We start from the raw sequence: 21969 nt of genomic DNA on the forward strand, positions 1-21969 counted from the left end.
GGCCGGAGGGCCATGGCCCTCCGGCCCGGCGACGCGCGCAGACGCAAAGTGAGGGATGGAAGACCCGGCGCCTGCGCCCGCCGGCGCCTATCCGGCCAGCAGCACCTTCAGCGTCGACTCCAGGTGACTGTCGATCGCGGCGCACGCGGCCTGCGCGTCGCCGGCTTCGAGCGCGTCCACGATGGCCCGGTGCTCGTCGAGCACCGCGTCCTGACGGCCCTGCTGGTTGTAGAGGGCCACGACACCGGCCCGCACCTGACGGCTGCGCAGCCCCTCGTAGTGCCGGTCGAGCAGCGCGTTGCCCACGGCCGACACGAGCGTCGAGTGGAACAGGTGGTCCACGTCGATGAACTCCTTGGCCTGGGCCGGACCGCTCAGCGCGAGCTGGCGCTCCAGGAGCTCGCCCAACTCCCGCACCGGAGCCTGGCCCGCGCCGATGACGTGCTGCGCCGCGTACCGCTCGACGATCCCGCGCAGCTGCATCAACTCGGTGATCTCACGTCCCGACAACGGCGCCACCCGGGCACCGCGCTTGGGCACCAGATCGACCAGATCCTCGGCGGCGAGCAGAAGCAACGCCTCGCGGATCGGGGTACGCGAGACGCCGATCCGATCGGCGATGTCCTGCTCCGAGAGGAACTCGCCCTGCATCGCGGGGTCCGTCAGCACCGTGTCCTTGAGATACGCGTACGCCTTCTCCCGACCCGACGCCACCGCTACCCCCAAAGATCGCATACACCTTGTATACGGAAGTTACCACGGAGCACGCAGTCCTGGCCCGGCCTCGACTGCGGGCCTTGCGCCGCATCTAGGGGTGGCTATGGTGCGGACATGGGTGACGACGTCATGCCCGACGATCTGATCGACCGCATACGCCTGATCGCATCTGACTGGGCCCGGCTCTGGGGCGAGGACGCACCGCGGAACCTCAGGCTGGTGGCGACAACTCAGGACGCCGCGATCAAGCACCTGCACGAAGACGGTGGAGTGAGTGCTCCGCTGACACCGATCTACTTCGTCACGATGGAAGGCTCCTTCACCAGAAGGCCCGGTGTGCCCGGAGCCTGGGGAATCTGGGCCGCCATATTCGTGTTCCGCTCACCGCTGCGCCTCGGGTCGTACACGGTGAGGCCCGCCGGGTACGTTCCACGTCGTCCGCTGGAGTGGTTGGGGCGGGTGTACGAAGTCGGGGACTGCGGCGGCACTGAGCCGCGAGACGGATAGGCCGTTTTGTTCGCCCGCCCCGTCAGCCCTCCGAGCGCTCGGTGTCAGCCTCGCCGCCCAGCACGTACAGCTCCGGCAGGTTCACCACGATCGCCTCCTGTGTGCTGCGGGCGATGACCACGACGGCCTCGTCGTCGGGGCTGGGGTTCTCCTCGCGGTGCGGGACGTAGGGCGGGACGAAGATGTAGTCGCCGGGCGCCGTGCGGATGCGGATCTCCTCGGGGGTGCCGCCTGAGTCGTCCAGGAAGACGAACTCCGGGTGTCCCTTGATGACATGGATGGCTGTCTCGGACGCTCCGTGGTGGTGGTTGGAGGAGGCGGTGTCCGGGGCGACATGGGTCTGGCCCATCCAGATGCGCTCCGAGCCGACGCTCGCGCCGCTGATCGCGGCGAAGCGCCGCATGCCGCCGGTCTGGGCGGTGTCGCCGTCCAGGGCGTCGGCGCGGATGTGGTGCAGGCGGGAGCTCAGGGGCAGCGCGGCGTTGTCGTGGCCGGGAAGGTCCGGGTGGAAGGCGTCGTGAGAGGCGGCGGACGGCTTGTCGTCGGGCGACGCGGGCGCGGGGTGCGGGGCCATGGGAATCCTGCTCGTCGGGGCGGGCCGTGACGGCCGGGCCGGAATGGGGCGGGCGCACGCCGGTGTTGGTCACCGATACCGGCCGCGGAAAGCCGTGGCGGGTGCTGGTCCGGCGGACGGCGTGCCCAAGATCCTTGGGCGACCGTAGAGAGCCGGGCGAATGGATGTCAAGATGTGTCCATTGTCGTCGGGGTGGCCGTTCAGCGCCTTGCCCGGGGCGGTTGGCACGTACGGATGCTTCGGGAAGACGGTGCACATGCAGATCTCTGCCAAGGCGGACTACGCGGTGCGGGCGCTGGTCGAACTGGCCGCCGACAGCGCGCGGCCACTGACCTGCGAGGCCATCGCCTCCGTGCAGGACATTCCCTTCCGCTTCCTCAAGTCGGTTTTCAGAGACCTGCGTTCGGCCGGCCTGGTGCGCAGCCAGCGCGGATGTGAGGGCGGCTACTGGATCGCCAGGGACGCGCACTCGATCACGGTCGGCGAGGTGATGACCGCCGTGGACGGCGAGTTCTTCACCGTGCGGGGCGAGCGTCCCGAAGGGCTCGGCTACCCGGCGGCGGCCGGCGGCCTTCCGGACCTGTGGCGCGCGACGGAGGCGGCCGCCCGGGCGGTCCTGGACGGCACGAGCATCGCCGCCCTCGCCGAGCGCGGCACGGAGCGTGCGGGCGGCCGGGGCGGCGAGAGCACGCACGAGATCTCGACGGCCGTACCGGCATGAGTACCGCACCGCCATCAAATGCCGGTGCCCCGGCATCGGGCTCCGCGGCTCTCGTCGAGGTCACCGAGGTCACCGACGCGGCCTGCCCGTGGGCCTGGGGCTCCGACCCCGTCTTCCGGCTCCTGCGCCACCGCCTGCGGCCGCAGCTGCGCTGGCGCCGGGTGTTCGGGATCCTCTTCGACGAGGACGAGGATCCGGCGCCCGACCCTGATGCCGAGGCCCGTTGGTACGAAGGCTTCATCAAGGACGTGAGCGCGCACACCCGCGCCCCCTATGCCGCCCGGCTGAACTGGCTGACCCGCACGAGCTGGCCCGCGTCCCTGGCCGCCAAGGCCGCCGGGGCGCAGGGCGAACAGGTCGCCGAGCGGGTGCTGCGCAGACTGCGCGAGACGACGTTCGTCCTGGGCGCTCCGGCCGACACCCCCGAGGCGGTGGCAGACGCCGTGCGCGGCGTCCCCGGACTCGACCGGGACCGGCTGCTCGCCGACCTGTCACACCCCGACACCCGTGCCGCGGTCCGTGCGGACTGGGCGGAGACGAGAAAGCCGCTGCCCGAGGTACGGAACTTGCAGGAGCCGGGGCCCCATCCGGGGCGGGCCAAGGAAGTGGGGGAGGGGCAGTACCGCTTCGCCCTGCCGACCCTGCTGTTCGACGGCCCCGGCGGACGCGTCTGCGTGCCGGGATGGCGGCCCCTGGAAAGCTACCTGGCGGCGGCGACGGCGGCTGCCGGGGAGCCGGTGCCGTCCGCCGCACCGGAACCCCTCTCGGCCGACGCGGCGTTGGCGCAGTGGCGCACTCTCACCCGGCGCGAGCTGGAACTGCTCGCCGGCACGTCGGACGCGCCGCGCGAGGCGGTGCGCGTCGAGACGGGGAACGGCCCGCTGTGGCTGCACCCCGAGGAAGCTGCCACGCACCCCGCGACGCGGGCGCACGGCTGACCGCGAACACCCCAGCACGGCGCGCGGATTGAGGGAAGGTGCAGGTCGTCGGGGTCTCGGAGGGGTCTCGGACAATGAGACACCTAAAGGTGTCCATTGACACGGCGGGGCTGCGGCCGTGAGGATGCAGGGCATGCCTTCGATGCACCCCGGCGTGGTCTGCCGCTACGTGGACTATCTGCGCACCTCCAGCGCGCTCTGTCGCTGACCCGGTCGACCGGCCGCCCTTCGCGAAGCTCCGGTCCCGGCGTCCCGGCCCTCTCCGTCAGGCGGTACGTCCCGGCCCTCCGTCAGGCGGCCGCGTCGCATCACGGCTCTCCTGAGGCGCGGGAACTCCCGGCCTCCCGCTGAGTCGGCTCCTACTCCACACCCGCTCCACGCCCCGCGGCACGAGCCGCGTCGACCGTTCTCACTCCTTCGCTGCGCTCACCGCATCCGCCCGCGGCCCGTCCCTGATCCGGTGCGACGTCCCCGCTGACGGACGCGGGTGACGCCGCGACCCGCTGCGCAAGACCCCGCCCTCCCCACCTCCTTCGCCCGTGCCCCGCACACCGGGCGTCCCATGGCCTTGCCCGATCGCCCGAGCGATCCGGCGCAGCCGAGAAAGGTGCGCACCCATGCCGAAGTCCGGCACACCCTTCCCCTTCGGAGCGTCGGCCGACACCGCCGATCCGTCCCCCGCCCGGCTGCCCGCCCCCGGCCGCCGAGCCTTCCTCGGCATGTCGCTCGGCGCCGGTGCGGCCCTGGCCCTGTCCGCCTGCGGGGGTGAGTCCACGGCAGGCGGTGCGGGCGGGGGAGGGGTCCTCAAGTGGGGCTGGGACCTGCCGACTTCATGGGACCCGGTCACCTCATCGGCCGGGTGGGACGTGCACTCGCTCTCCCTGGTCTACGCGGGCCTTACCAAGCTCGACGAGAAGGGCGAAGCCGTCCCGGCCCTGGCCCGCTCCTGGACGTACAACGACGCGGGCACGGTCGTCTCCTTCGCCCTGCGCGAGAACCTGAAGTTCAGCGACGGAAGCCCCGTCGACGCCACCGCGGTGAAGAAGAGCATCGAGCGGGGCCGTGACTACAAGAAGTCGCTGATCGCCGCCCAGCTGATCGGGGTCAAGAAGGTCACCGCCGTCGACGAGCACACCGTCGAACTGACCCTGACCGAACCGGACTTCCAGATCCCCGCCCTGCTCGTCGGCAAGACCGGCATGGTCGTCAACCCCAAGGCCTTCGAGAAGAACGCGGCGAGCCTCGCCACGAAGCCCGCAGGCGCCGGCCCCTACACGCTCGCCTCCTACGTCGAGAACTCCAAGGCCGTGCTGCGCGCCAACCCCGCCTACTGGGACGCCGGGCACATCAAGACGCAGAACTTCGAGCTCTATCCGCTCCCCGAGCCCTCGACGGTCGTCGCATCGCTCAAATCTGGGCAGTACAACGTCGCGCAGATACCCGGCAGCCAGGTCAAGGCAGCCAAGGCCGCGGGCCTGAAGGTCCAGGTCATCCCGTCCATGGTGGTGGCCGTGCTCGACGTGCACATCGGCAAGGAGCCCTTCACCGACCCCGATGTGGCGCTCGCGCTGAAGTACGCCATCGACCGCGAAGAGCTCCTGAAGACCGCCTCGTTCGGCTACGGCCAGGCCACCCGCCAGCCCTTCCCGCACGGCTACGCCGGTCACGACGAAGCACTCGACAAGCTCTTCCCCTACGACCCCAAGAAGGCCAGGGAGCTGCTTGCCAAGGCGGGCCACGCCGACGGCCTCAAGATCACGCTGTCGGCCCAGAACGGCGAGGGCGTGCCGGAGCTGATCCAGGCCCAGCTGAAGAAGGTCGGCATCACCGCGAAGATCGAGACGATCCCCGCCGACCAGTCGACCCAGATCGTGTACATCCAGCGGGCCAAGGCCCTGTACGTCGACCAGTTCGCCGGGCGGGACTCAGCCGTCCAGGGATTCCAGGTCCTCTTCGGCAAGGAAGGCCTGATGAACCCGGGCCGCACCGTCTCGCCGGAGCTGGAAAAGGCCCTGGACGCCGTGCGCCGAACTCCGCTCGACGACCCGAAGTACCCCGAGGTGCTGCAGAAGGCCACCGGGATCGCCGTACGGACCATGCCCAACGTGTTCCTGTACACCGTGCCGCGCATCCTGGCCCGCAGCCCCAAGGTCTCCGAGATTCCCGCCTACACGGTCGTCCAGCGATTCGAGGGGGTCACCGTTTCATGAGCGCCCCCGCACTCCCGGACGCGAAACCGCCCTCCTCAGCCACCGGCGATCTCACGACCCGCCGCACATGGGCGCCGCTCTCCCGGCGCCTGGCCGCCGCACCCCGCCCGCTGGGACGGGTGCTCGCCACCACGGCCACGGTGTTCTTCCTCGCCTCGCTCCTGACCTTCGCTCTCGGCGCCCTGTCCGACGCCAACCCGGCCGCCGCCGTCCTGGGCGATACGGCAACGCCGGCGGACATCGCCCGTATGGAGGCCGAGTTCGGCCTCGACCGTCCGCTGTACGTGCAGTACTTCACCTGGCTGGGCAGCGCGTTCACCGGTGACCTGGGCGTCTCGTGGTTCACCAGCGTCCCCGTGGCCGACAGCATCGGCCAGGCCCTGCCGGTGGACCTGTCCATCGCCGGACTCGCGATGCTGCTCGCCGTGGTCATCGGCGGTGGCGCGGGCATCGCCGCCGCGATCGACAACGGCGGCCGCCTCGACCGCACCGTGACGCTCGTCTGCTCCGCCCTGGCCACCCTGCCGCCGTTCCTGATCGGCATCGTGCTCATCGTCGTCTTCGCCGTCCAGTTCGGCGCCCTGCCCACCGGCGGCTACGAACCGCTGGGCTCGGGACTCGGACCCTGGCTGCGCTACGCGATTCTGCCCGCCTTCGCGCTGAGCCTGGACGCCGCCGCCTCGATCGCCCGGCAACTGCGCACCTCCCTGGTCGGCGCGCTGCGGGAGAACTACGTGACCGGCGCCGAGATGCGCGGCTTCTCCGCCCGGCGCGTCCTGTTCGGGCACGTGCTGCGCAACGCGGCGGGGCCCGCGCTGACCGTCCTGGGTGTGAGCGTGCCCGTCATCCTGGGCGGTGCGGTCGTCACCGAGAAGATCTTCAACCTGCCCGGCATCGCCCAGCTGTCGCTGCAGGCCGCCGAGCGCCACGACATCCCCGTCATCCAGGGCACCCTCCTGGTCACCGTCGCCGTCGTGCTCGCCGCCAACGTCGCGGTCAACGCGGCGCTCGCCGCCCTCAATCCGGCCGCCCGCAGGAGCGCCACCGGCCGCCGGGGCGCCACTGCCCGCCGGGGCGCCGGCACGGCAGGGGGCGCGGCATGAGGGTTCTTCGCCGTACGTGGCGCCGGGGTTCGGCCCGCCTCGCGCTGGCCGTCCTGGCTCTGGTCGCCCTGCTCGCCGTGGCGGGCGGCACACTGGCCCCGCACGACCCGCTGGGCCAGAATCCGTCGGACATGCTGCAAGGGCCCAGCAGCAGCCATCTCCTGGGCACCGACTACCTGGGCCGTGACGTGCTCAGCCGCCTCCTGGACGGCACCGGCCTCTCCCTGGTCGGCGCGCTGGAGGCCGTCGCCACCGCGATGCTGCTCGGCATCGTGCCCGGGGTCGCGTCCGTATGGCTGGGCCGGACCTTCGAATGGACCGCGCAGCGCGCCGCCGACACCTTGATGATCATGCCGTTCACGGTCTTCGCGATCGCCGTGGTCGGCGCCCTCGGCAACGGCATGCACCAGGCGATGGTGGCCCTCGGCGTGCTGTTCGCACCCCTGTACTTCCGGGTCACCCGGGCTGCGGCGCTCGGCCTCAAACAGGCGCAGTACGTCGAGGCGGCCGAGCTGATGGGCGCCTCGCGGTGGTGGATCCTGCGCACCCACGTCTGGGGCAAGATCCTGCCGACGGTCGCGGTGACCACCGCCCAGATGGTCGGCCAGGCACTCCTCGTCGTGTCCTCGCTGACCTTCCTCGGGCTCGGCGTCCAGCCGCCCGCACCCACCTGGGGCGGCATGCTCGCCTCCGACCTGGGCTACCTCGCCCAGCAGCCGTGGGCGCCGCTCATCCCCGGCGCCGCAATCATGATCACTGTCGGGTCGCTCAACCTGCTGGCCGACGCGATCCGCGACAGCGGCGTACCGGACGCCGGCGACCTCGCCGTGCCCGCGGCCGCCGGAGCGGTCACTGCCCCGGCGGCGCCCGCGACTGCGACAGTCGAGCCGCCCAACACGGACCGTGTGTACGGGAGTTCGCACACCACCCCGGATGTGAAGGAGGCCGAACACCATGTCACGGCCGGTTGAAGCCACGGACCACGCACCACACCCGCCCGTCCTCACGGTCGAAGGACTCGACGTGACCATCGGCGGCACCGCACGCGCCGTACGCGACGTGTCGCTGAGCCTCGCCCGCGGCGAATCCGTCGGCCTGGTGGGGGAGTCCGGCAGCGGCAAGAGCCTGACCTGCCGCGCCGTCCTGGGCGTGCTGCCGCCCGGATGCGAGGTGGGCCAGGGACGCATCACCCTCACCGTCCGGGACGGGGACGAGGACAGGGACGGGGGCGGAGGCTGGGGTGCCGGCTTCCCGACGGAACTGACCGCCCTGTCCCGCAAAGGCTGGAACGGCGTACGGGGCCGGCGCGTCGGAGCCGTCTTCCAGGACCCCGCCTCCTACCTCAACCCCTCCCTCACCGTCGGACGCCAGCTCGCCGAGCAACTGCGCGTGGGCCGCGGCCTGTCGCGCCCAGCCGCGCACACCCGAGCCGTGGAGCTCTTCGCCGCCGTGGGACTGCACCGCCCACAGGAGCTTTACCACCACTACCCGCACGAACTCTCGGGCGGCATGCTGCAGCGCGTCCTCATCGCGATCGCCGTCTCCTGCGAGCCCGAACTCCTCATCGCCGACGAGGCGACGACGGCACTCGACGTCGTCATCCAGGCGGAGATCCTCGAACTGCTCAAGACCCTGCGCCAGGAGCAGGGCCTCGCCCTCCTCCTTGTCACGCACGACCTCGCGGTGGTCGCCGAGAGCTGCGACCGCGTCGTGGTGATGTACGCGGGCGAGATCGTCGAGGACGGCCCGACCGCCCGGGTTCTTGCCGCGCCCGCGCACCCGTACACCGAGGCGCTGCTGCGTGTGGCCTCCATCGGCGACTGGGGGCGGCGCGAGCTCGACATCATTCCCGGCCGGCCTCCCGAAACCGGTGCGGACCTGCCCGGATGCCGATTCGCCGACCGTTGCGCGTACGTCACTTCGCAGTGCACGGCCGGCCCGGTCGCGCTGCGCACGCTCGACAGCGGGCGGCGGGCGCGCTGCCTGCGACCGGCCGGGTCAACCGGGTTGCCGCGTACGGCAGATGGCGATGACGCGGCGTCCGACCGGGCCGTAGCAGCGCCAGGAGCCGCCCTGTGAGCACCGCACTGGCCCCCCGCCCCGGCGAGCAGTCCGACGCCGCCGCCACTCCCGGCGCACCGCTCCTGCAGATCCAAGGACTCGCAGTCTCCTACGGCCGACGCGCCGTACGCGGTGCCGCGAAGAGCGCCCGCGTCCTGAGCGACGTCCAACTGGACGTCCGCGCCGGGGAGATCGTCGGCATCATCGGCGAGACCGGCTCGGGCAAGACCACTCTGGCCCGCGCCACCGTCGGCCTGGTCCGCCCCGACACGGGCCGCATCGCCTTCGACGGACGCGACCTCACCACGCTGCGCAGGGGCGAACTGCGGGACTTCCGCCGCTCGGGCTCCGTCCAGTACATGTTCCAGGACCCGCTGCGCTCCCAGGACCCGGAGCTGACCGTCCGCCGCATCGTCGCCGAACCCCTCGCCGCGGTCGGCGCCCTGGACCGGCGGGAGCGAGCGGCACGCACCGACGAGGCCCTGACACTGGTCGGCCTCGACCCGGACACCTTCGGCTCACGCACCCCGGGGCAGATCTCCGGCGGCCAGCGCCAGCGGGTCTCCCTGGCCCGCGCCATCGTCACCCGACCCCGGCTGCTCCTGACCGACGAGCCGGTCAGCGCCCTGGACGCCTCCAACCGCAACCTCGTCCTGAGCCTGCTCGACCGGCTGCGCCGCGAACTGGGCCTGGCCATCGTGGTCATCTCCCACGACCTCAGCTCTCTGGCCGGAATCGCCGACCGGGTGGCCGTCCTCTACCGCGGCCGACTCGTCGAACAGGGACCCATCAGCGAAGTCCTCGAGCGCCCCCGGCACCCGTACACGGCCCTGCTCACCGCATCGGCGCCCAGCGTGCGACGCGAACACCGCCTGCTGCCGGCCCAGTTGCGCGCACCCGCCGACCGCGATCCATGGCCGGAGGACGAGGGCTGCGTCTTCGCGCCACGGTGCCGCTTCGCCGGGCCGGAGTGCCGCGAGGAGCCCCTCCCGGCGACGGTCGGGGGCGCGGCGGGCACCGCCGGAGCGGCCGTGGCCGGTGCGGCAGTCGGTAAGACGGCGGACAGCAGCGCCTCAGCCAGGTCGGCTGTCGGCGGTGGGTCGGCCACCGGGACGGCATCGGCCGGGTTCGCTGCCGGGTCCGGCTCGGACAGGGCGGTTGCCGGGTCCGGGTCGGACGGGCCGGTTGCCGGATTCGTATCGGACCGGCCGGCTGACCGAACCGCATCGCCCGACACCTCCCTCACCGTCGCCTGCCACCACGCCGCCACCTGGCGTGACCACCTCAACTGAGTGCTCCCTCGCCCCGGCACCCACCTCCTCCATCCCTCACCCCGGAGAAACCCCTCATGCCCATCGAGTTCATCGGCATAGCCGCCACCCAGGAGACCAGCGAGAGCGGCTCGGGCACCCCCGTCGCCGGCCGTGACGGCATCTCCGCACGGACCGAGTCGGGCCATGCCCGCGGCCCCGTGGTCGAGCCCGGCTACCTGCGCGACCTCGCCCGCGCCCACGAGGCCTCGGGCTTCGACCGCGTCCTGGTCGCCCACTCCTCCGCCAGCCCGGACGGCTTCACCGTCGCCGACCAGATCCTCACCCACACCGACCGGCTCGGCGTCCTGCTCGCCCACCGGCCCGGCTTCGTGGCGCCCACCCTGGCCGCCCGCAAGTTCGCCACCCTCGACGCCTTCCACCCCGGACGGATCGCCCTGCACGTCATCACCGGCGGCGACGACACGGACCAGGCCCGCGACGGCGACTTCACCGACAAGCCCACCCGCTACCGCCGCACCGACGACTTCCTGGATGTCGTCCGCAAGGAGTGGACCGCCACCGAGCCCTTCGACCACGACGGCGACTTCTACCAGGTCAGGGGAGGCCTGTCGGCGGTGCGGCCCCAAGAGCCCATCCCCGTGTACTTCGGCGGCGCCTCCACGGACGCCATCCGCGTGGGCGGCCGGCACGCCGACGTCTACGCCTTCTGGGGCGAGCCACTGGACGGCATCGCCGAGCGCATCCGCGAGGTACGCGACGCCGCCCGCCCGCACGGCCGCGACCCCCGCTTCAGCGTCAGCCTGCGCCCCATCCCCGCCGCCACCGAGGCCGAAGCCTGGGAGCGGGCCCGCGAGATCCTGCGACTGACCAAGGAGCGGGCGGGCGAGGCGCGCAAGGCATTCAACCTCGACCACAGTCAACAGCGCGGCTCCCAGCGGCTGTTGGAGTACGCGGCTCAAGGGGAGGTCCATGACAAGCGGCTGTGGACGGCCATCGCGAAGACCACCGGCGCCGCGGGCAACTCCACCGCGCTCGTCGGCAGTTACGAGCAGGTCGCCGAATCGCTGCTCGACTACGTCGCCCTGGGCGTCTCCACCCTGCTCATCCGCGGATTCTCGCCGCTGGCCGACGCGCGCGACTACGGCACGCTCATCCGACTGGTCCGCGAACAGGCCGAACAGGTGGAGCAGGTCGAGCAAATTTCCCCGGCCGCCCTGGGAGACCCCGCGGTGCCCGCATGACCTCTGCCCCTGACCGGCACATCACCTCCGCCCCCGCCCGGCACCTGCCGACCACCTCGCACTGGGGCGCCTACGGTGTGCGGACCGCCGCCGACGGCTCGCTCGACCTGCGGCCCCACCCGCAGGACCCCTCACCCTCACCGCTCCTGGGCAACGTCGCAGGAGCGCTGCGCCACCCCACCCGCGTAAAGCGGCCCGCCGTCCGGCGCGGCTGGCTCGAACACGGACCCGGCACCGGCCGGGGCCGCGGACGCGAGCCGTTCGTCGAGGTCGCATGGGACGAGGCGCTCGACCTCGTGGCGGCAGAGCTCGCCCGCGTCCGCGACACGCACGGCCCGCAAGCGGTGTTCGGCGGTTCCTACGGCTGGGCATCGGCCGGTCGCTTCCACCACGCCCAGAGCCAACTCCACCGCTTCCTGGCCCAGTTCGGCGGCTACACCGCCTCCCGCAACTCCTACAGCCTGGGCGCCTCACTCGTCCTGCTGCCGCACATCGTCGGCCGGGCCGGCGCCCGGGCCGTCCTGCGGGCCGCCTCCAGCTGGCCCACGCTGGCCGCACACACCGAGCTGATCGTGGCGTTCGGCGGCATCCCCGCCAAGAACGTGCACGTCACCCCCGGCGGAGTAACCCGCCACCGCACTCCCGGTCACCTCGCCGACCTCGCGGGATCCGGAACCCGTATCGCGCTTGTCAGTCCGTTGCGGGCCGACCTGCCCGACGGCCTGGACGCCACCTGGTACCCGGTGGTCCCGGCCACCGACACCGCGCTCATGCTGGGCCTCGCACACACCCTCCTCGCCGAGGACCTGCACGACCGCGCCTTCCTCGACCGCTGCACCGTCGGCTTCGACACTTTCGTCCGCTACCTCGACGGCCGCGCGGACGGCACGGTCAAGAGCGCCGAGTGGGCGGCCGGTATCTGCGGCCTGGACGCCGACGCCATCCGCCGCCTGGCCCGCCGCATGGCGGCCTCCCGCACACTGATCACCGTCACCTGGTCGCTGCAGCGCATCCAGCACGGGGAACAGCCCGTCTGGGCGGGCCTCGCCCTTGCTGCCATGCTCGGCCAGATCGGCCTGCCCGGCGCGGGCTTCGGGCACGGCTACGGCTCCATGGGTGACGTCGGCGACCACGGCCCCCAGATCCGCCTGCCGCATCTGCCCCAAGGTTCCAACCCGGTCCAGGAGTTCATCCCCTGCGCCCGCATCGCCGACCTGCTGCTGCAGCCGGGCGAGAGCTACGACTACGACGGCGAGCGCCGCACCTTCCCCGACATCCGCCTGGTCCACTGGGCCGGCGGCAACCCCTTCCACCATCACCAGGACCTCGGGCGGCTGCGCCGGGCCTTCGCCCGCCCCGACACGGTCATCGTGCACGAACCGCACTGGACGGCCACCGCCCGGCACGCCGACATCGTCCTGCCCACGACCACCACCCTGGAGCGCGAGGACTTCGGCGGAGGCCGGCGCGACACCCACCTGATCGCCATGCACCGGGCGACCGACCCGGTGGGCGAGGCCCGCGACGACCACACGATCCTGGCGGGCCTGGCCGCCCGCCTCGGCTTCGCCGAACGCTTCACCGAGGGCCGCACCCCGCGCCAGTGGCTGGAGCACCTCTACGGCCAATGGCGCGACGACCAGACAGCCCAAGGCGCCGACGTTCCCGACTTCGCCACCTTCTGGACGGCCGGCGAACTCGAACTCCCCGAAGGTCCCCGCGACTTCACCCTCTTCGAGGACTTCCGGCACGACCCGGACACCTACCGCCTGGACACGCCCAGCGGACGCATCGAGTTGGCCTCCGCCACCATCGAGAGCTTCGGCCTGGCGGACTGCCCGGGCCACCCCGCCTGGCTCGAACCCGACGAGTGGCCCGGAGCTCCCGCCGCCGCCCGCCGCCCCCTGCTGCTGATCGCCAACCAGCCCGCCACACGCCTGCACAGCCAGAACGACGTCGGCGCGCACAGCCTCGCCTCGAAGGTCGCAGACCGGGAGCCGGTCGAACTGCACCCCGACGACGCGGCCGCCCGCGGCATCAGCGAGGGCGATGTCGTGCGCCTCTTCAACGACCGCGGAGCCGTGCTCGCCGGAGCCCGCATCACCACGGGACTGCGCCCCGGCGTGCTGCGCCTGCCCACCGGAGCCTGGTTCGACCCGGCCCCCGGTGACGGCGAACGGCCCCTGTGCGTGCACGGCAACCCCAACACCCTCACCGCCGACATCCCCAGCTCCCGGCTCACCCAGGGCTGCACCGGCCAGCACGCCCTGGTCCAGGCGGAGAGGTACGAGGGAGCAGCCCCGCCCGTGACGGTCCGACAGCCGCCTCCGTTCCAGGACGGCGGAGTCATCCCGCGTCACGCAGCCGCCGGCTCCCGTTCCCGGCCAACAGGCGGCGACCTCATGCCGTCTCCGTTTCGGGGTGGCACCGCCGGAGACGGAGGCATCGCGGCCGCGGGCGAGGCCGTAGTCGCGGGCGAGGCCGTATCCCACTCCCGCGCGCGGACAGCAGATGCCGACGCGGCGACGCGGCCACTCCGAGCGGCCCCCGCCGCCCCGCGCCCCCAGCAACCCGACCACGGCCCCACCCCGCATCCCCGACGGCCGGAGAACCCGTGACCCGCACCCCCAAAACCCGCACCCGCCCCCAAGCCGCGACCGACAGCCCGGCCGCCACCGAAAGCCAGGCCCTCGCTCTGCCGCCCCTCGACCTCGACCGCCTGCCCGAGCTCACCCGCGCCCTCGCCGCACGGGCCGCCGAGCATGACCGTGATGCCACCTTCCCCGACGAGGGGTTCGCCCTCGTCCACGGAGCCGGGCTGCTCACCGCGACCGTCGCGCCCCGGCACGGCGGACCGGGGGCCGGGCTCGCCGACACCGTGCGCATCCTGCGCGCCCTCGGGACCGGTGACCCGGCTGTCGCCCTGGTCACCGCGATGACGCTCTTCGTCCACGCGGCCGAAGCCCGCACCCCCGCCTGGCCGGCCGGGGCGTACGCGGACCTCCTCGCCGAGAGCTCCACCCGACCCGCCCTCGTCAACGCCCTGCGCGTCGAACCCGAGCTGGGGAGCCCCGTGCGCGGCGGTCTGCCCGCCACGACCGCCCGGCGCGAGGGCGACCACTGGAAGCTGACGGGGCGCAAGATCTACTCGACGGGCGCGGTCGGGCTGAGCAGGATGCTCGTCTTCGCCCGCACCGACGAAAATCCCGTATGCGTCGGCTCGTTCATCGTCCGTGCTCCAAGCCCCGGCCTGGGCATCGAGCCGACGTGGGACCACGTCGGACTGCGTGCGAGCCGCAGCGACGACGTGCTGCTCGACGCCGTACCCGTGGGCGCGGATGACGTCATCGGCCTGGCCGAACCCGGCGCGATCCCGGGCGCCCGCCCGGACCCGGCCATCGGCGCCTGGAACGCGCTGGGCCTCACCGCGCTCTACCTCGGCGTCGCCGGGGCCGCCCGCGACTGGCTCATCGGCTTCCTCCACGAACGTGTACCCACCGCCCTCGGTGCGCCGCTGGCCACGCTGCCCCGCTTCCAGAGTGCCGTCGGCGAGATCGACACCGCGCTCACCGGCGCCGGCACGCTGGTCGAGACCCTCGCGGCCCGCGTCGACGCGGGCGACCAGGACGCCGTCGAGCAGGCGGCCATGGCCAAGGTGCTCGGCACCCGCGCCGCCATCAGCGCCGTCGAACAGGCCATCGCGCTGACCGGCAACCACGGACTGACCCGCGCCAACCCGCTCCAGCGCCACTACCGCGACGTGCTCTGCAGCCGCGTCCACACCCCGCAGGACGACTCCGTCCTCCTCGCGGCAGGACGCGCCGCACTCGACCGCCACACCGCGCTCGCCCACCACACCGCCCCCGCCCGCCCCACCGCACCGGAAGGCAAGTGACCATGACCAGCCCGTCGTCCGTCGAGTTCATCGGCATGATCGGCACCCAGGACACGTCCGAAACCAGGCCCGCCCAGGGGCCGTTGATCGACGCCGCCTACACGACCCGCTTCGCCCGCGCCCACGAGGACGCCGGTTTCGACCGCATCCTCATCGGCTACAGCTCCTCACGGCCCGACGGGCTCCAGGTCGCCGCCCACGTCGCGGCCCGCACCGACCGTCTCGGCCTGCTCATCGCCCACCGGCCCGGCTTCATCGCCCCGACCCTGGCCGCCCGCAGCTTCGCCACCCTCGACCACTTCACCGAGGGACGCGTCGCCGTCCACACCATCACCGGCGGCAACGACACCGAACAGCGCCGCGACGGCGACTACCTGGACAAGGACGAACGCTACGACCGCACCGACGAATACCTGGGCATCCTGCGCCGCTCCTGGTCCGCCACCGACCCCATCAGCCACGAGGGCCGGCACTACCGCTTCGAGGACTACGCCCCCGGCGTGCTGCCCTACCGCCCCGAAGGCATCCCGCTCTACTTCGGCGGCTCCTCCGAAGCGGCCTACCGGGTGGGCGGCAAGCACGCCGACACCTTCGCCCTGTGGGGCGAGCCGCTGGCCGAGACCGCCGCACAGATCGCCTCCGTGCGCGAGGCCGCCGAGGCCGCGGGCCGTGCCGAACCACCCGGTATCAGCGTCTCCTTCCGCCCCGTCCTCGCGCCGACCGAGGAACTGGCCTGGGATCGCGCCCACCGCATCCTGGACACCATCAAGTCCGGCGCCGGACGCCCCTTCTTCGACCAGGCCCGCCACCACACCGGCGGCACCTCACCCCAGAACACCGGCTCCCAGCGGCTTCTGGCGGCCGCCGCCAAGGGCGATCTGCACGACCGCGCCCTGTGGACCCCCACCGCCACGGCAACCGGAGCGGGCGGCAACACCACCGCACTGGTCGGCACCCCGGAGACCGTCGCCCAAGCCCTCCTCGACTACATCGACATCGGCGTGACCACGATCCTCATCCGCGGCTACGACCCGCTCGACGACGCCATCGACTACGGCCGCCATCTGCTGCCCCTGGTCCGCCAGGAACTCGCCCACCGCGCGGCCACGGCCACGCCCCTCACCCCCGCAGGAAGCACCCGATGACGGATCTCGCCACCACCCCCGCGCGCACCACCACCCCCGCCCACAGCTGGCAGCCGCCCACCGGCATCGCACCGCGCGGCACGCTCGTCGTCCTGCCAGGACGCGGTGAACACGGCCTGATATACGAGCGGTTGGGCCGTCGCCTCGCCGCCGACGGCTATGTCGTGCACGCCCTGGACACCGCCGCCGGTGACACCCTGGAGGACATCCGGGACGCCGCGGTGGCAGCCGTCGGGCCGGACGCCACCACACCCCTCGTACTGGTGGGCAGCGACACCGGCGCCCTGCAGGCGCTGCACCTTGCCGCCGGGGACGACCCGCGGCTGCCCCTGGCGGGCATCATCGCGGCCGGAACCGCCGCCACGACCGCCACGCCCTCCGCTCCCGCCGACTGGGACGCCGAACTCGAAGCACGCACCGCCTGCCCCACCCACCGCCAAAAGCTCACCGGTGACGCCGACTTCGCACGCGAGCAGCTCTCCGCACCCGTACCGCAGCACCTCCTGACCGACGCCCGCCCCGACCTGCCCGCCCTGATCCTGCACGGTGCCGCCGACCCGCTGACCCCGCTGGAGCAGGCCCGTACCCTCGCCGCACACCTGCCGCACGCCTCCTTCGGCGTTCTGCACGAGGGCCTGCACGACGTCCTCAACGACGCCTCGCACCGCACGAGCGCCGCCCACGTCATCGTGTGGCTGGAGCGGCTGCGCGCGACTGCGGACCTGCGCCCGATCCTGACCCTGGAACCGGTCCCCAAGGCTTGACGCGCCCGGCCCGTCACGGGCTCTGTCGACCCACGTACCGCGAGCCACCGTCCCGCTGCGGACATAACCGCAGCGGGGCCGGGGCGCCCCACCAGCCGAGAGGGACCGCCATGTCCACCTCCACCGCCCACCCGGCGCAGACGTCCCCCGCACCCGAAACCGAAGAGATACTCCGGCGCACACTGCGCCGCCACGCCGCCGGAGTCACAGTGATCACCGTCCCCGGCCCCGCGGGATTCACGGCCACCTCCTTCACCTCCGTGTCCCTGCGACCGCCCCTTGTCTCCTTCTTCCTGGGGCTGCACGCGTCCACCGCCCCGGCGGTCGGTGACGCCGACCGGTTCGCCGTCCACGTGCTCGGCACGCACAACGCCGCGCTGGCCGGGCAGTTCGCGCGCAGCGGCGTCGACCGCTTCCAGAACGTGGCATGGACCGCGCACGAGGACGGCCTTCCCGTACTCGACGAAGCACCTGCCTGGCTGACGGCCAGGGTGACGCTCCGGCAGCGGATCGGCGACCATCTCCTGGTCGTCGGCGAGGTCGAATCTGGATCAGTGCGCCGGGACGCCGAGGCATTGGTGCACCACGACGGGGTGTTCGCCGCGGCCCAGCGGCTGCCCGCCCCGGCACCGGAGTGATCACAAGTGCCCGGACGCGACGATGTGCCGGGCCCGCAGCGGTGATGACCGAGGGGCCCAACACAGTGTGGCCGCTCGTCAGGTGGCGGCCCGGTCCGGTCCGCCGGCGCGACACGAGGGCGGACCGGACGTCTTGGGGAGGCGGGGTCAGGCGTCGAGTGCGTCGATCAGAGCCTTGGTGACGTCCTCGGTGGAGGCGGTGCCCGCGATGTCACGGGTGAGGACGCCGGCCGCGGTGGTGGCCTCGATCGCCTTGTGCAGACGGGCCGCCTGGTCGGTGAGCCCGAAGTGCTCCAGCATCAGCGCGGCGCTGCCGACGGCGCCGATCGGGTTGGCAAGACCCTGCCCGGCGATGTCGGGCGCGGAGCCGTGCACGGGCTCGAACATGCTGGGGAAGCGGCGCTCGGGGTTGAGGTTGGCGCTGGCCGCCAGGCCCAGGCTGCCGGCCAGGGCGCTGCCGAGGTCGGAGAGGATGTCGGCGTTGAGGTTGGAGGCGACGACCACGGAGAGATCCTCGGGACGCAGCACGAACTTCGCGGCCATGGCGTCGACCAGGACGCTCTCGGTCTCCACGTCGGGGTAGTCGGCGGCCACCCGCTTGAAGACGTCGTCCCACAGCACCATGCCGTACTGCTGGGCGTTGCTCTTGGTGACGGAGGAGACCTTGCGGCGGGTACGGGTGCGCGCCAGGTCGAAGGCGTAACGCATGATGCGCTCGCAGCCCACCTCGGTGAACAGGGCCGACTGCAGGGCCACTTCACCCCCAGGGCCGCGGCCCGCGAGGTTACGGCCGCCCAGACCCGCGTACTCGCCCTCGCTGTTCTCGCGGACGACGACCCAGTCGAGGTCGGTGTCGTCGGCCTTGCGCAGCGGGCTCGTGATGCCGGGCAGGAAGTGCACGGGGCGGACGTTGGCCCACTGGTCGAAGCTCTGGCAGATCTTCAGACGAAGGCCCCAGAGGCTGATGTGGTCCGGGACGGTGGGCCAGCCGACGGCACCGAAGTAGATCGCGTCGAAGTCCTTCAGCTGCTCCAGGCCGTCGTCGTCCATCATCTTGCCGGTGCGCTCGTAGTAGCCGCAGCCCCAGGGGAACTCCTGCCACTCGAAGGCGAAGGCGCCCTGCGAGTCGGCCGCCAGGGCGTCCAGGACGGCGCGGCCCGCGGCGACGACCTCGGAGCCGACACCGTCGGCGGGGATGGCGGCGATGCGGAAGGTGCGGGGTGCGGTCACGGGAGCCTCCGGTCATGCGGGTCCCCTGGCCCGGGCGGAGCAGGGAACCGACGAGTGGATCGACGTCTTCGGTCGGTGTCCGAAGTGAACCCAGTGCGGTCGTGCCCCGTCCAAGACATGCTGCCGATACAACCCATAGGCGCCGCCGATCAGTTCGCCGGTCGCGGGCGCGGCGGTTAGGGCGTGGGGGTCTGCTTGTGCCGGGCGTAGGAGCGGGTCAAGTCCAGGAAGGCGCGGGCACCCGGCGTGAGATGGGCGGGCAGGCTGATCATCGCGACGTGCAGGTGTGCGGTCGGCTCGATGGCGGCGACGGACGCACCGCAGCGCCGGGCAAGACGCGTCCAGGACGCGGGCAGGACGGCGATGCCCACCCCGGTCAGGACCAGGGGCAGGACGGAGGTGCGGTGGTCGACGACCGCGACGATGTCGGTGCCGTCCGTCTGCGCGGTGATGTCGTCGACGATGGAACGCATCAGGCTGCCGCCGCGGGCGGCGATCAGCTTGCGCCCGCCGAGGTCTTCCGGGCGCAGGGTGGCGCCGTCCGGCACATCACCGTCGGGACCGGCCACCACGACGAACGGCTGCTCCTCCAGGGGCAGTACGTCCACTCCCGAGAGGGCCACCGGCTTGGCGGCGCCGAGCAGGCCGAGCTCGCAGGCGCCGCTGCGCACGAGGCCGACGACGTCTTCGGGGGTGAAGGCGGCGCGGCTGCTGATCGTGACGGACGGGTGCAGTTCGGTGAAGCGGTGGGTCAGTGTGGTCAGCGGTTCGATGCCGGGGGATGGCATGGCGGCGATCTCGACGGTGCCGCCGTGCAGGCCGGACAGGGCTTCGGCCCTGTCGCGCACGGCGGTCAGGTCACGCAGCACGCGGCGGCTGGGTTCGAGCAGCTCCGCGCCCGCTTCGCTCAGGACCACGCCGCGGCCCATGCGATGGAACAGCGAGACGCCCAGGTCCGCCTCCAGGTTGGCCATCGCCTGCGACAACGAGGGCTGCGCCACGTGGAGCGCGGCGGCCGCCTTGCTGAAACCGCCGTGCTCCACGATGGCGAGGAAGTATTCGAGTTGCCGCGCGTCCACTGTGCCTCCCACGGCCACGACCTGTGGCCATAGGCGGACCCTATCGGGCGGCCGGCACCGCCTCGTCGCCTCCGGCCGATCGCGGTGCCGACTGGCCGGCCGCCTGAGTGTCCCGCTGAGCCGCGGGCTTCGCGAGGTCCGCGGGTTCCACGGCGTCATCGGCAGGCGCCTTGCCCGGCGCGGCCGGCTTCTCCGCCCCGCCGGTGTCCTGACGCGGCACGGCGGCGGTCTCACCGGGGTCCGGGGCGTCCTCCCTGATCTGCCCGGCAAGGACAAGCCGGGCCCGCTCCAGGTCGAGTCCGCCCTCCCAGCGGGCGATGACCAGGGTGGCGACCGCGTTGCCGTAGAAGTTGACCAGGGCGCGGCACTCGGACATGAACTTGTCGATGCCGAAGATCAGCATGATGCCGGCCGCGGGCACATGGCCGACGGTGGACAGCGTCGCGGTCAGCGCGATGAATCCGCCTCCTGCCACCCCGGCCGCGCCCTTGGACGTCAGCAACATCACGGCCAGCAGGCCGAGTTGGGCCCCCAGGGACAGCGCGGTGTCGGTGGCCTGGGCGATGTAGAGCGTGGCCAGGGACAGATAGATCGCGGCCCCGTCGAGGTTGAAGCTGTAGCCGGTCGGCACGACCAGGCCCACGGTGGAGCGCTCGGCGCCCATGAACTGCAGCTTGCGCATCAGCCCCGGCAGGGCGGGCTCGGCCGTGGAGGTGCCGAGGACCAGGAAGAACTCCTCCTTGAAGTAGCGGAAGAGCTGGAAGATGTTCAGCCGCACATACGCCGCGAGCACCCCGCCGAGCACCACCACGACGAACAGGACGGAGGTGACGTAGAAGAGCAGGATCAGCGAGCCGAGGCTGGTCAGCGTGGAGAGGCCGAACTTCCCGATGGCGTACGACATCGCGCCGAACGCGCCGAGCGGTGCCGCCTTCATCACGAACGCAAGGACCTTGAACACCACCTGAGTCAGCCGGTTGACGCCGGCGATGACCGGCTCGCCCACCGCGCCCACCGACTTCAGCGCGATCCCGAAAATCACTGCGAGGAAGATGACCTGGAGGATGTCGCCCTCGACGAACGCGCCGAAGAAGCTGTCGGGCACCAGGCCCGTCAAGAACTCCCACCAGTGCTGGTGTTCACCCGCCTCGATGTACTTCCCGGCGTCCCCGGAGACCTCCAGGGAGGACGGATCGGCGTGCACGCCGTCGCCGAGCCGGAAGACATTGATCGCGACCAGGCCCGTCAGCAGAGCGATGATCGTGCCCACCTGGAAGTAGGTCAGCGCCTTCAGCCCCGTCCGGCCCACCTTCTTCAGGTCGGAGACCCCTGAGATGCCGCCGATGATCGTCAGGAACACGATCGGCCCGATCAGCATCTTCATCGCGGTGATGAACGTGGTGCCGATCGGCTCCATCGACGTGGCCAGATCCGGCCACCGCCAGCCGAGCACGATCCCGATGACGATCGCCGCGAGGACCTGCACGTACAACTGCCGGTACCACGGCTTGCTCTTCACCACGGCGCTTCCTGCGGCGCCGCTCGCGGCACGGTTCGGGGCATGCGTCATTGCAACCTCCATCCAGGCACGGGCAGGGGCTCACCGGCGCGCTCCACGCAGAGGCGACACCTGCTCCTGCGCCAGGAGCAGGTGTCGCGTGCCGGGAACCGGCTTGTGAAGCCCCGTGCGACACCGGGTCCCGACCGGCCGCCGCACCAACTACCGGGTCAGTGAAGCCGGTCACGGCAGAGGAGGTCCACGACCAAAAACCGATGCCCCGCATAGGTCGTGCCTATACGCGCTCGGCCACGGTGGCGGAGTACGCCGGCCGGCGCCGCGGGACTGCCGTCACAGGGCAGGCTGCCCGCACC

General features: G+C 72.2%; 19 protein-coding genes. 14 read left to right on the forward strand and 5 right to left on the reverse strand.

Annotated features, from left to right (window positions below):
- Nucleotides 1-87: 87 nt before the first annotated feature.
- Nucleotides 88-714 (reverse strand): GntR family transcriptional regulator, encoded by a 627-nt coding sequence (locus tag ACWFR3_RS26145; protein WP_453737126.1) that lies wholly within the window; start codon nt 712-714, stop codon nt 88-90.
- Nucleotides 715-831: 117 nt separating this feature from the next.
- Here ACWFR3_RS26145 and ACWFR3_RS26150 point away from each other — a divergent pair, with 117 nt between their 5' ends.
- On the forward strand, nt 832-1224 hold the full coding sequence (locus tag ACWFR3_RS26150; RefSeq protein ID WP_453737057.1) for a hypothetical protein: 393 nt from the start codon (nt 832-834) through the stop codon (nt 1222-1224).
- 22 nt (nt 1225-1246) lie between these two features.
- Here the strand turns inward: ACWFR3_RS26150 and ACWFR3_RS26155 are convergent, their stop codons facing one another.
- Nucleotides 1247-1798 (reverse strand): cupin domain-containing protein, encoded by a 552-nt coding sequence (locus ACWFR3_RS26155; protein ID WP_453737058.1) that lies wholly within the window; start codon nt 1796-1798, stop codon nt 1247-1249.
- A gap of 256 nt (nt 1799-2054) precedes the next feature.
- On the opposite strand from ACWFR3_RS26155, the gene ACWFR3_RS26160 reads away from it, so the two are divergent.
- From ACWFR3_RS26160 to ACWFR3_RS26220, 13 genes are all read left to right on the forward strand, one after another.
- On the forward strand, nt 2055-2519 hold the full coding sequence (locus tag ACWFR3_RS26160; protein ID WP_453737059.1) for an RrF2 family transcriptional regulator: 465 nt from the start codon (nt 2055-2057) through the stop codon (nt 2517-2519).
- Nucleotides 2516-3457 (forward strand): DsbA family protein, encoded by a 942-nt coding sequence (locus tag ACWFR3_RS26165; RefSeq protein WP_453737060.1) that lies wholly within the window; start codon nt 2516-2518, stop codon nt 3455-3457. The genes ACWFR3_RS26160 and ACWFR3_RS26165 overlap by 4 nt, the downstream gene beginning before the upstream one ends.
- 617 nt (nt 3458-4074) lie before the next feature.
- Nucleotides 4075-5667, forward strand: coding sequence for an ABC transporter substrate-binding protein (locus ACWFR3_RS26170; RefSeq protein WP_453737061.1), 1593 nt, complete (start codon nt 4075-4077; stop codon nt 5665-5667).
- Nucleotides 5664-6770, forward strand: a complete 1107-nt coding sequence (locus ACWFR3_RS26175) for an ABC transporter permease (protein ID WP_453737062.1) — start codon at nt 5664-5666, stop codon at nt 6768-6770. Before ACWFR3_RS26170 ends, ACWFR3_RS26175 begins: the two co-directional genes overlap by 4 nt.
- Nucleotides 6767-7741: an ABC transporter permease gene (locus ACWFR3_RS26180; RefSeq protein ID WP_453737063.1), complete on the forward strand. Its 975-nt coding sequence runs from the start codon at nt 6767-6769 to the stop codon at nt 7739-7741. Before ACWFR3_RS26175 ends, ACWFR3_RS26180 begins: the two co-directional genes overlap by 4 nt.
- Nucleotides 7725-8849 (forward strand): ABC transporter ATP-binding protein, encoded by a 1125-nt coding sequence (locus ACWFR3_RS26185; RefSeq protein ID WP_453737064.1) that lies wholly within the window; start codon nt 7725-7727, stop codon nt 8847-8849. The genes ACWFR3_RS26180 and ACWFR3_RS26185 overlap by 17 nt, the downstream gene beginning before the upstream one ends.
- Nucleotides 8846-10123, forward strand: coding sequence for an ABC transporter ATP-binding protein (locus tag ACWFR3_RS26190; RefSeq protein ID WP_453737065.1), 1278 nt, complete (start codon nt 8846-8848; stop codon nt 10121-10123). The genes ACWFR3_RS26185 and ACWFR3_RS26190 overlap by 4 nt, the downstream gene beginning before the upstream one ends.
- Nucleotides 10124-10179: 56 nt before the next feature.
- A complete protein-coding gene (locus tag ACWFR3_RS26195) occupies nt 10180-11346 on the forward strand; it encodes an LLM class flavin-dependent oxidoreductase (protein WP_453737066.1) in 1167 nt (388 codons plus the stop codon).
- Nucleotides 11343-13964: a molybdopterin-dependent oxidoreductase gene (locus tag ACWFR3_RS26200; protein ID WP_453737067.1), complete on the forward strand. Its 2622-nt coding sequence runs from the start codon at nt 11343-11345 to the stop codon at nt 13962-13964. The genes ACWFR3_RS26195 and ACWFR3_RS26200 overlap by 4 nt, the downstream gene beginning before the upstream one ends.
- Nucleotides 13961-15241, forward strand: coding sequence for an acyl-CoA dehydrogenase family protein (locus ACWFR3_RS26205; protein WP_453737068.1), 1281 nt, complete (start codon nt 13961-13963; stop codon nt 15239-15241). Before ACWFR3_RS26200 ends, ACWFR3_RS26205 begins: the two co-directional genes overlap by 4 nt.
- Nucleotides 15242-15243: 2 nt before the next feature.
- On the forward strand, nt 15244-16386 hold the full coding sequence (locus ACWFR3_RS26210) for an LLM class flavin-dependent oxidoreductase (RefSeq protein ID WP_453737069.1): 1143 nt from the start codon (nt 15244-15246) through the stop codon (nt 16384-16386).
- The gene (locus ACWFR3_RS26215; RefSeq protein WP_453737070.1) at nt 16383-17150 is read left to right on the forward strand and encodes an alpha/beta hydrolase; all 768 of its coding nucleotides are present in this window, start codon (nt 16383-16385) and stop codon (nt 17148-17150) included. Before ACWFR3_RS26210 ends, ACWFR3_RS26215 begins: the two co-directional genes overlap by 4 nt.
- 110 nt (nt 17151-17260) lie before the next feature.
- Nucleotides 17261-17788, forward strand: coding sequence for a flavin reductase family protein (locus tag ACWFR3_RS26220; RefSeq protein WP_453737071.1), 528 nt, complete (start codon nt 17261-17263; stop codon nt 17786-17788).
- A 147-nt stretch (nt 17789-17935) separates the two neighbouring features.
- Here the strand turns inward: ACWFR3_RS26220 and ACWFR3_RS26225 are convergent, their stop codons facing one another.
- From ACWFR3_RS26225 to dctA, 3 genes are all read right to left on the reverse strand, one after another.
- Complete coding sequence (locus ACWFR3_RS26225) at nt 17936-19018, reverse strand: tartrate dehydrogenase (protein WP_453737072.1); 1083 nt, start codon at nt 19016-19018, stop codon at nt 17936-17938.
- Nucleotides 19019-19194: 176 nt separating this feature from the next.
- Nucleotides 19195-20097, reverse strand: coding sequence for a LysR family transcriptional regulator (locus tag ACWFR3_RS26230; RefSeq protein ID WP_453737127.1), 903 nt, complete (start codon nt 20095-20097; stop codon nt 19195-19197).
- 40 nt (nt 20098-20137) lie between these two features.
- On the reverse strand, nt 20138-21667 hold the full coding sequence (gene dctA / locus ACWFR3_RS26235) for a C4-dicarboxylate transporter DctA (RefSeq protein WP_453737073.1): 1530 nt from the start codon (nt 21665-21667) through the stop codon (nt 20138-20140).
- Nucleotides 21668-21969: the final 302 nt, after the last annotated feature.

This window comes from Streptomyces sp. NPDC055189 (assembly GCF_053606765.1).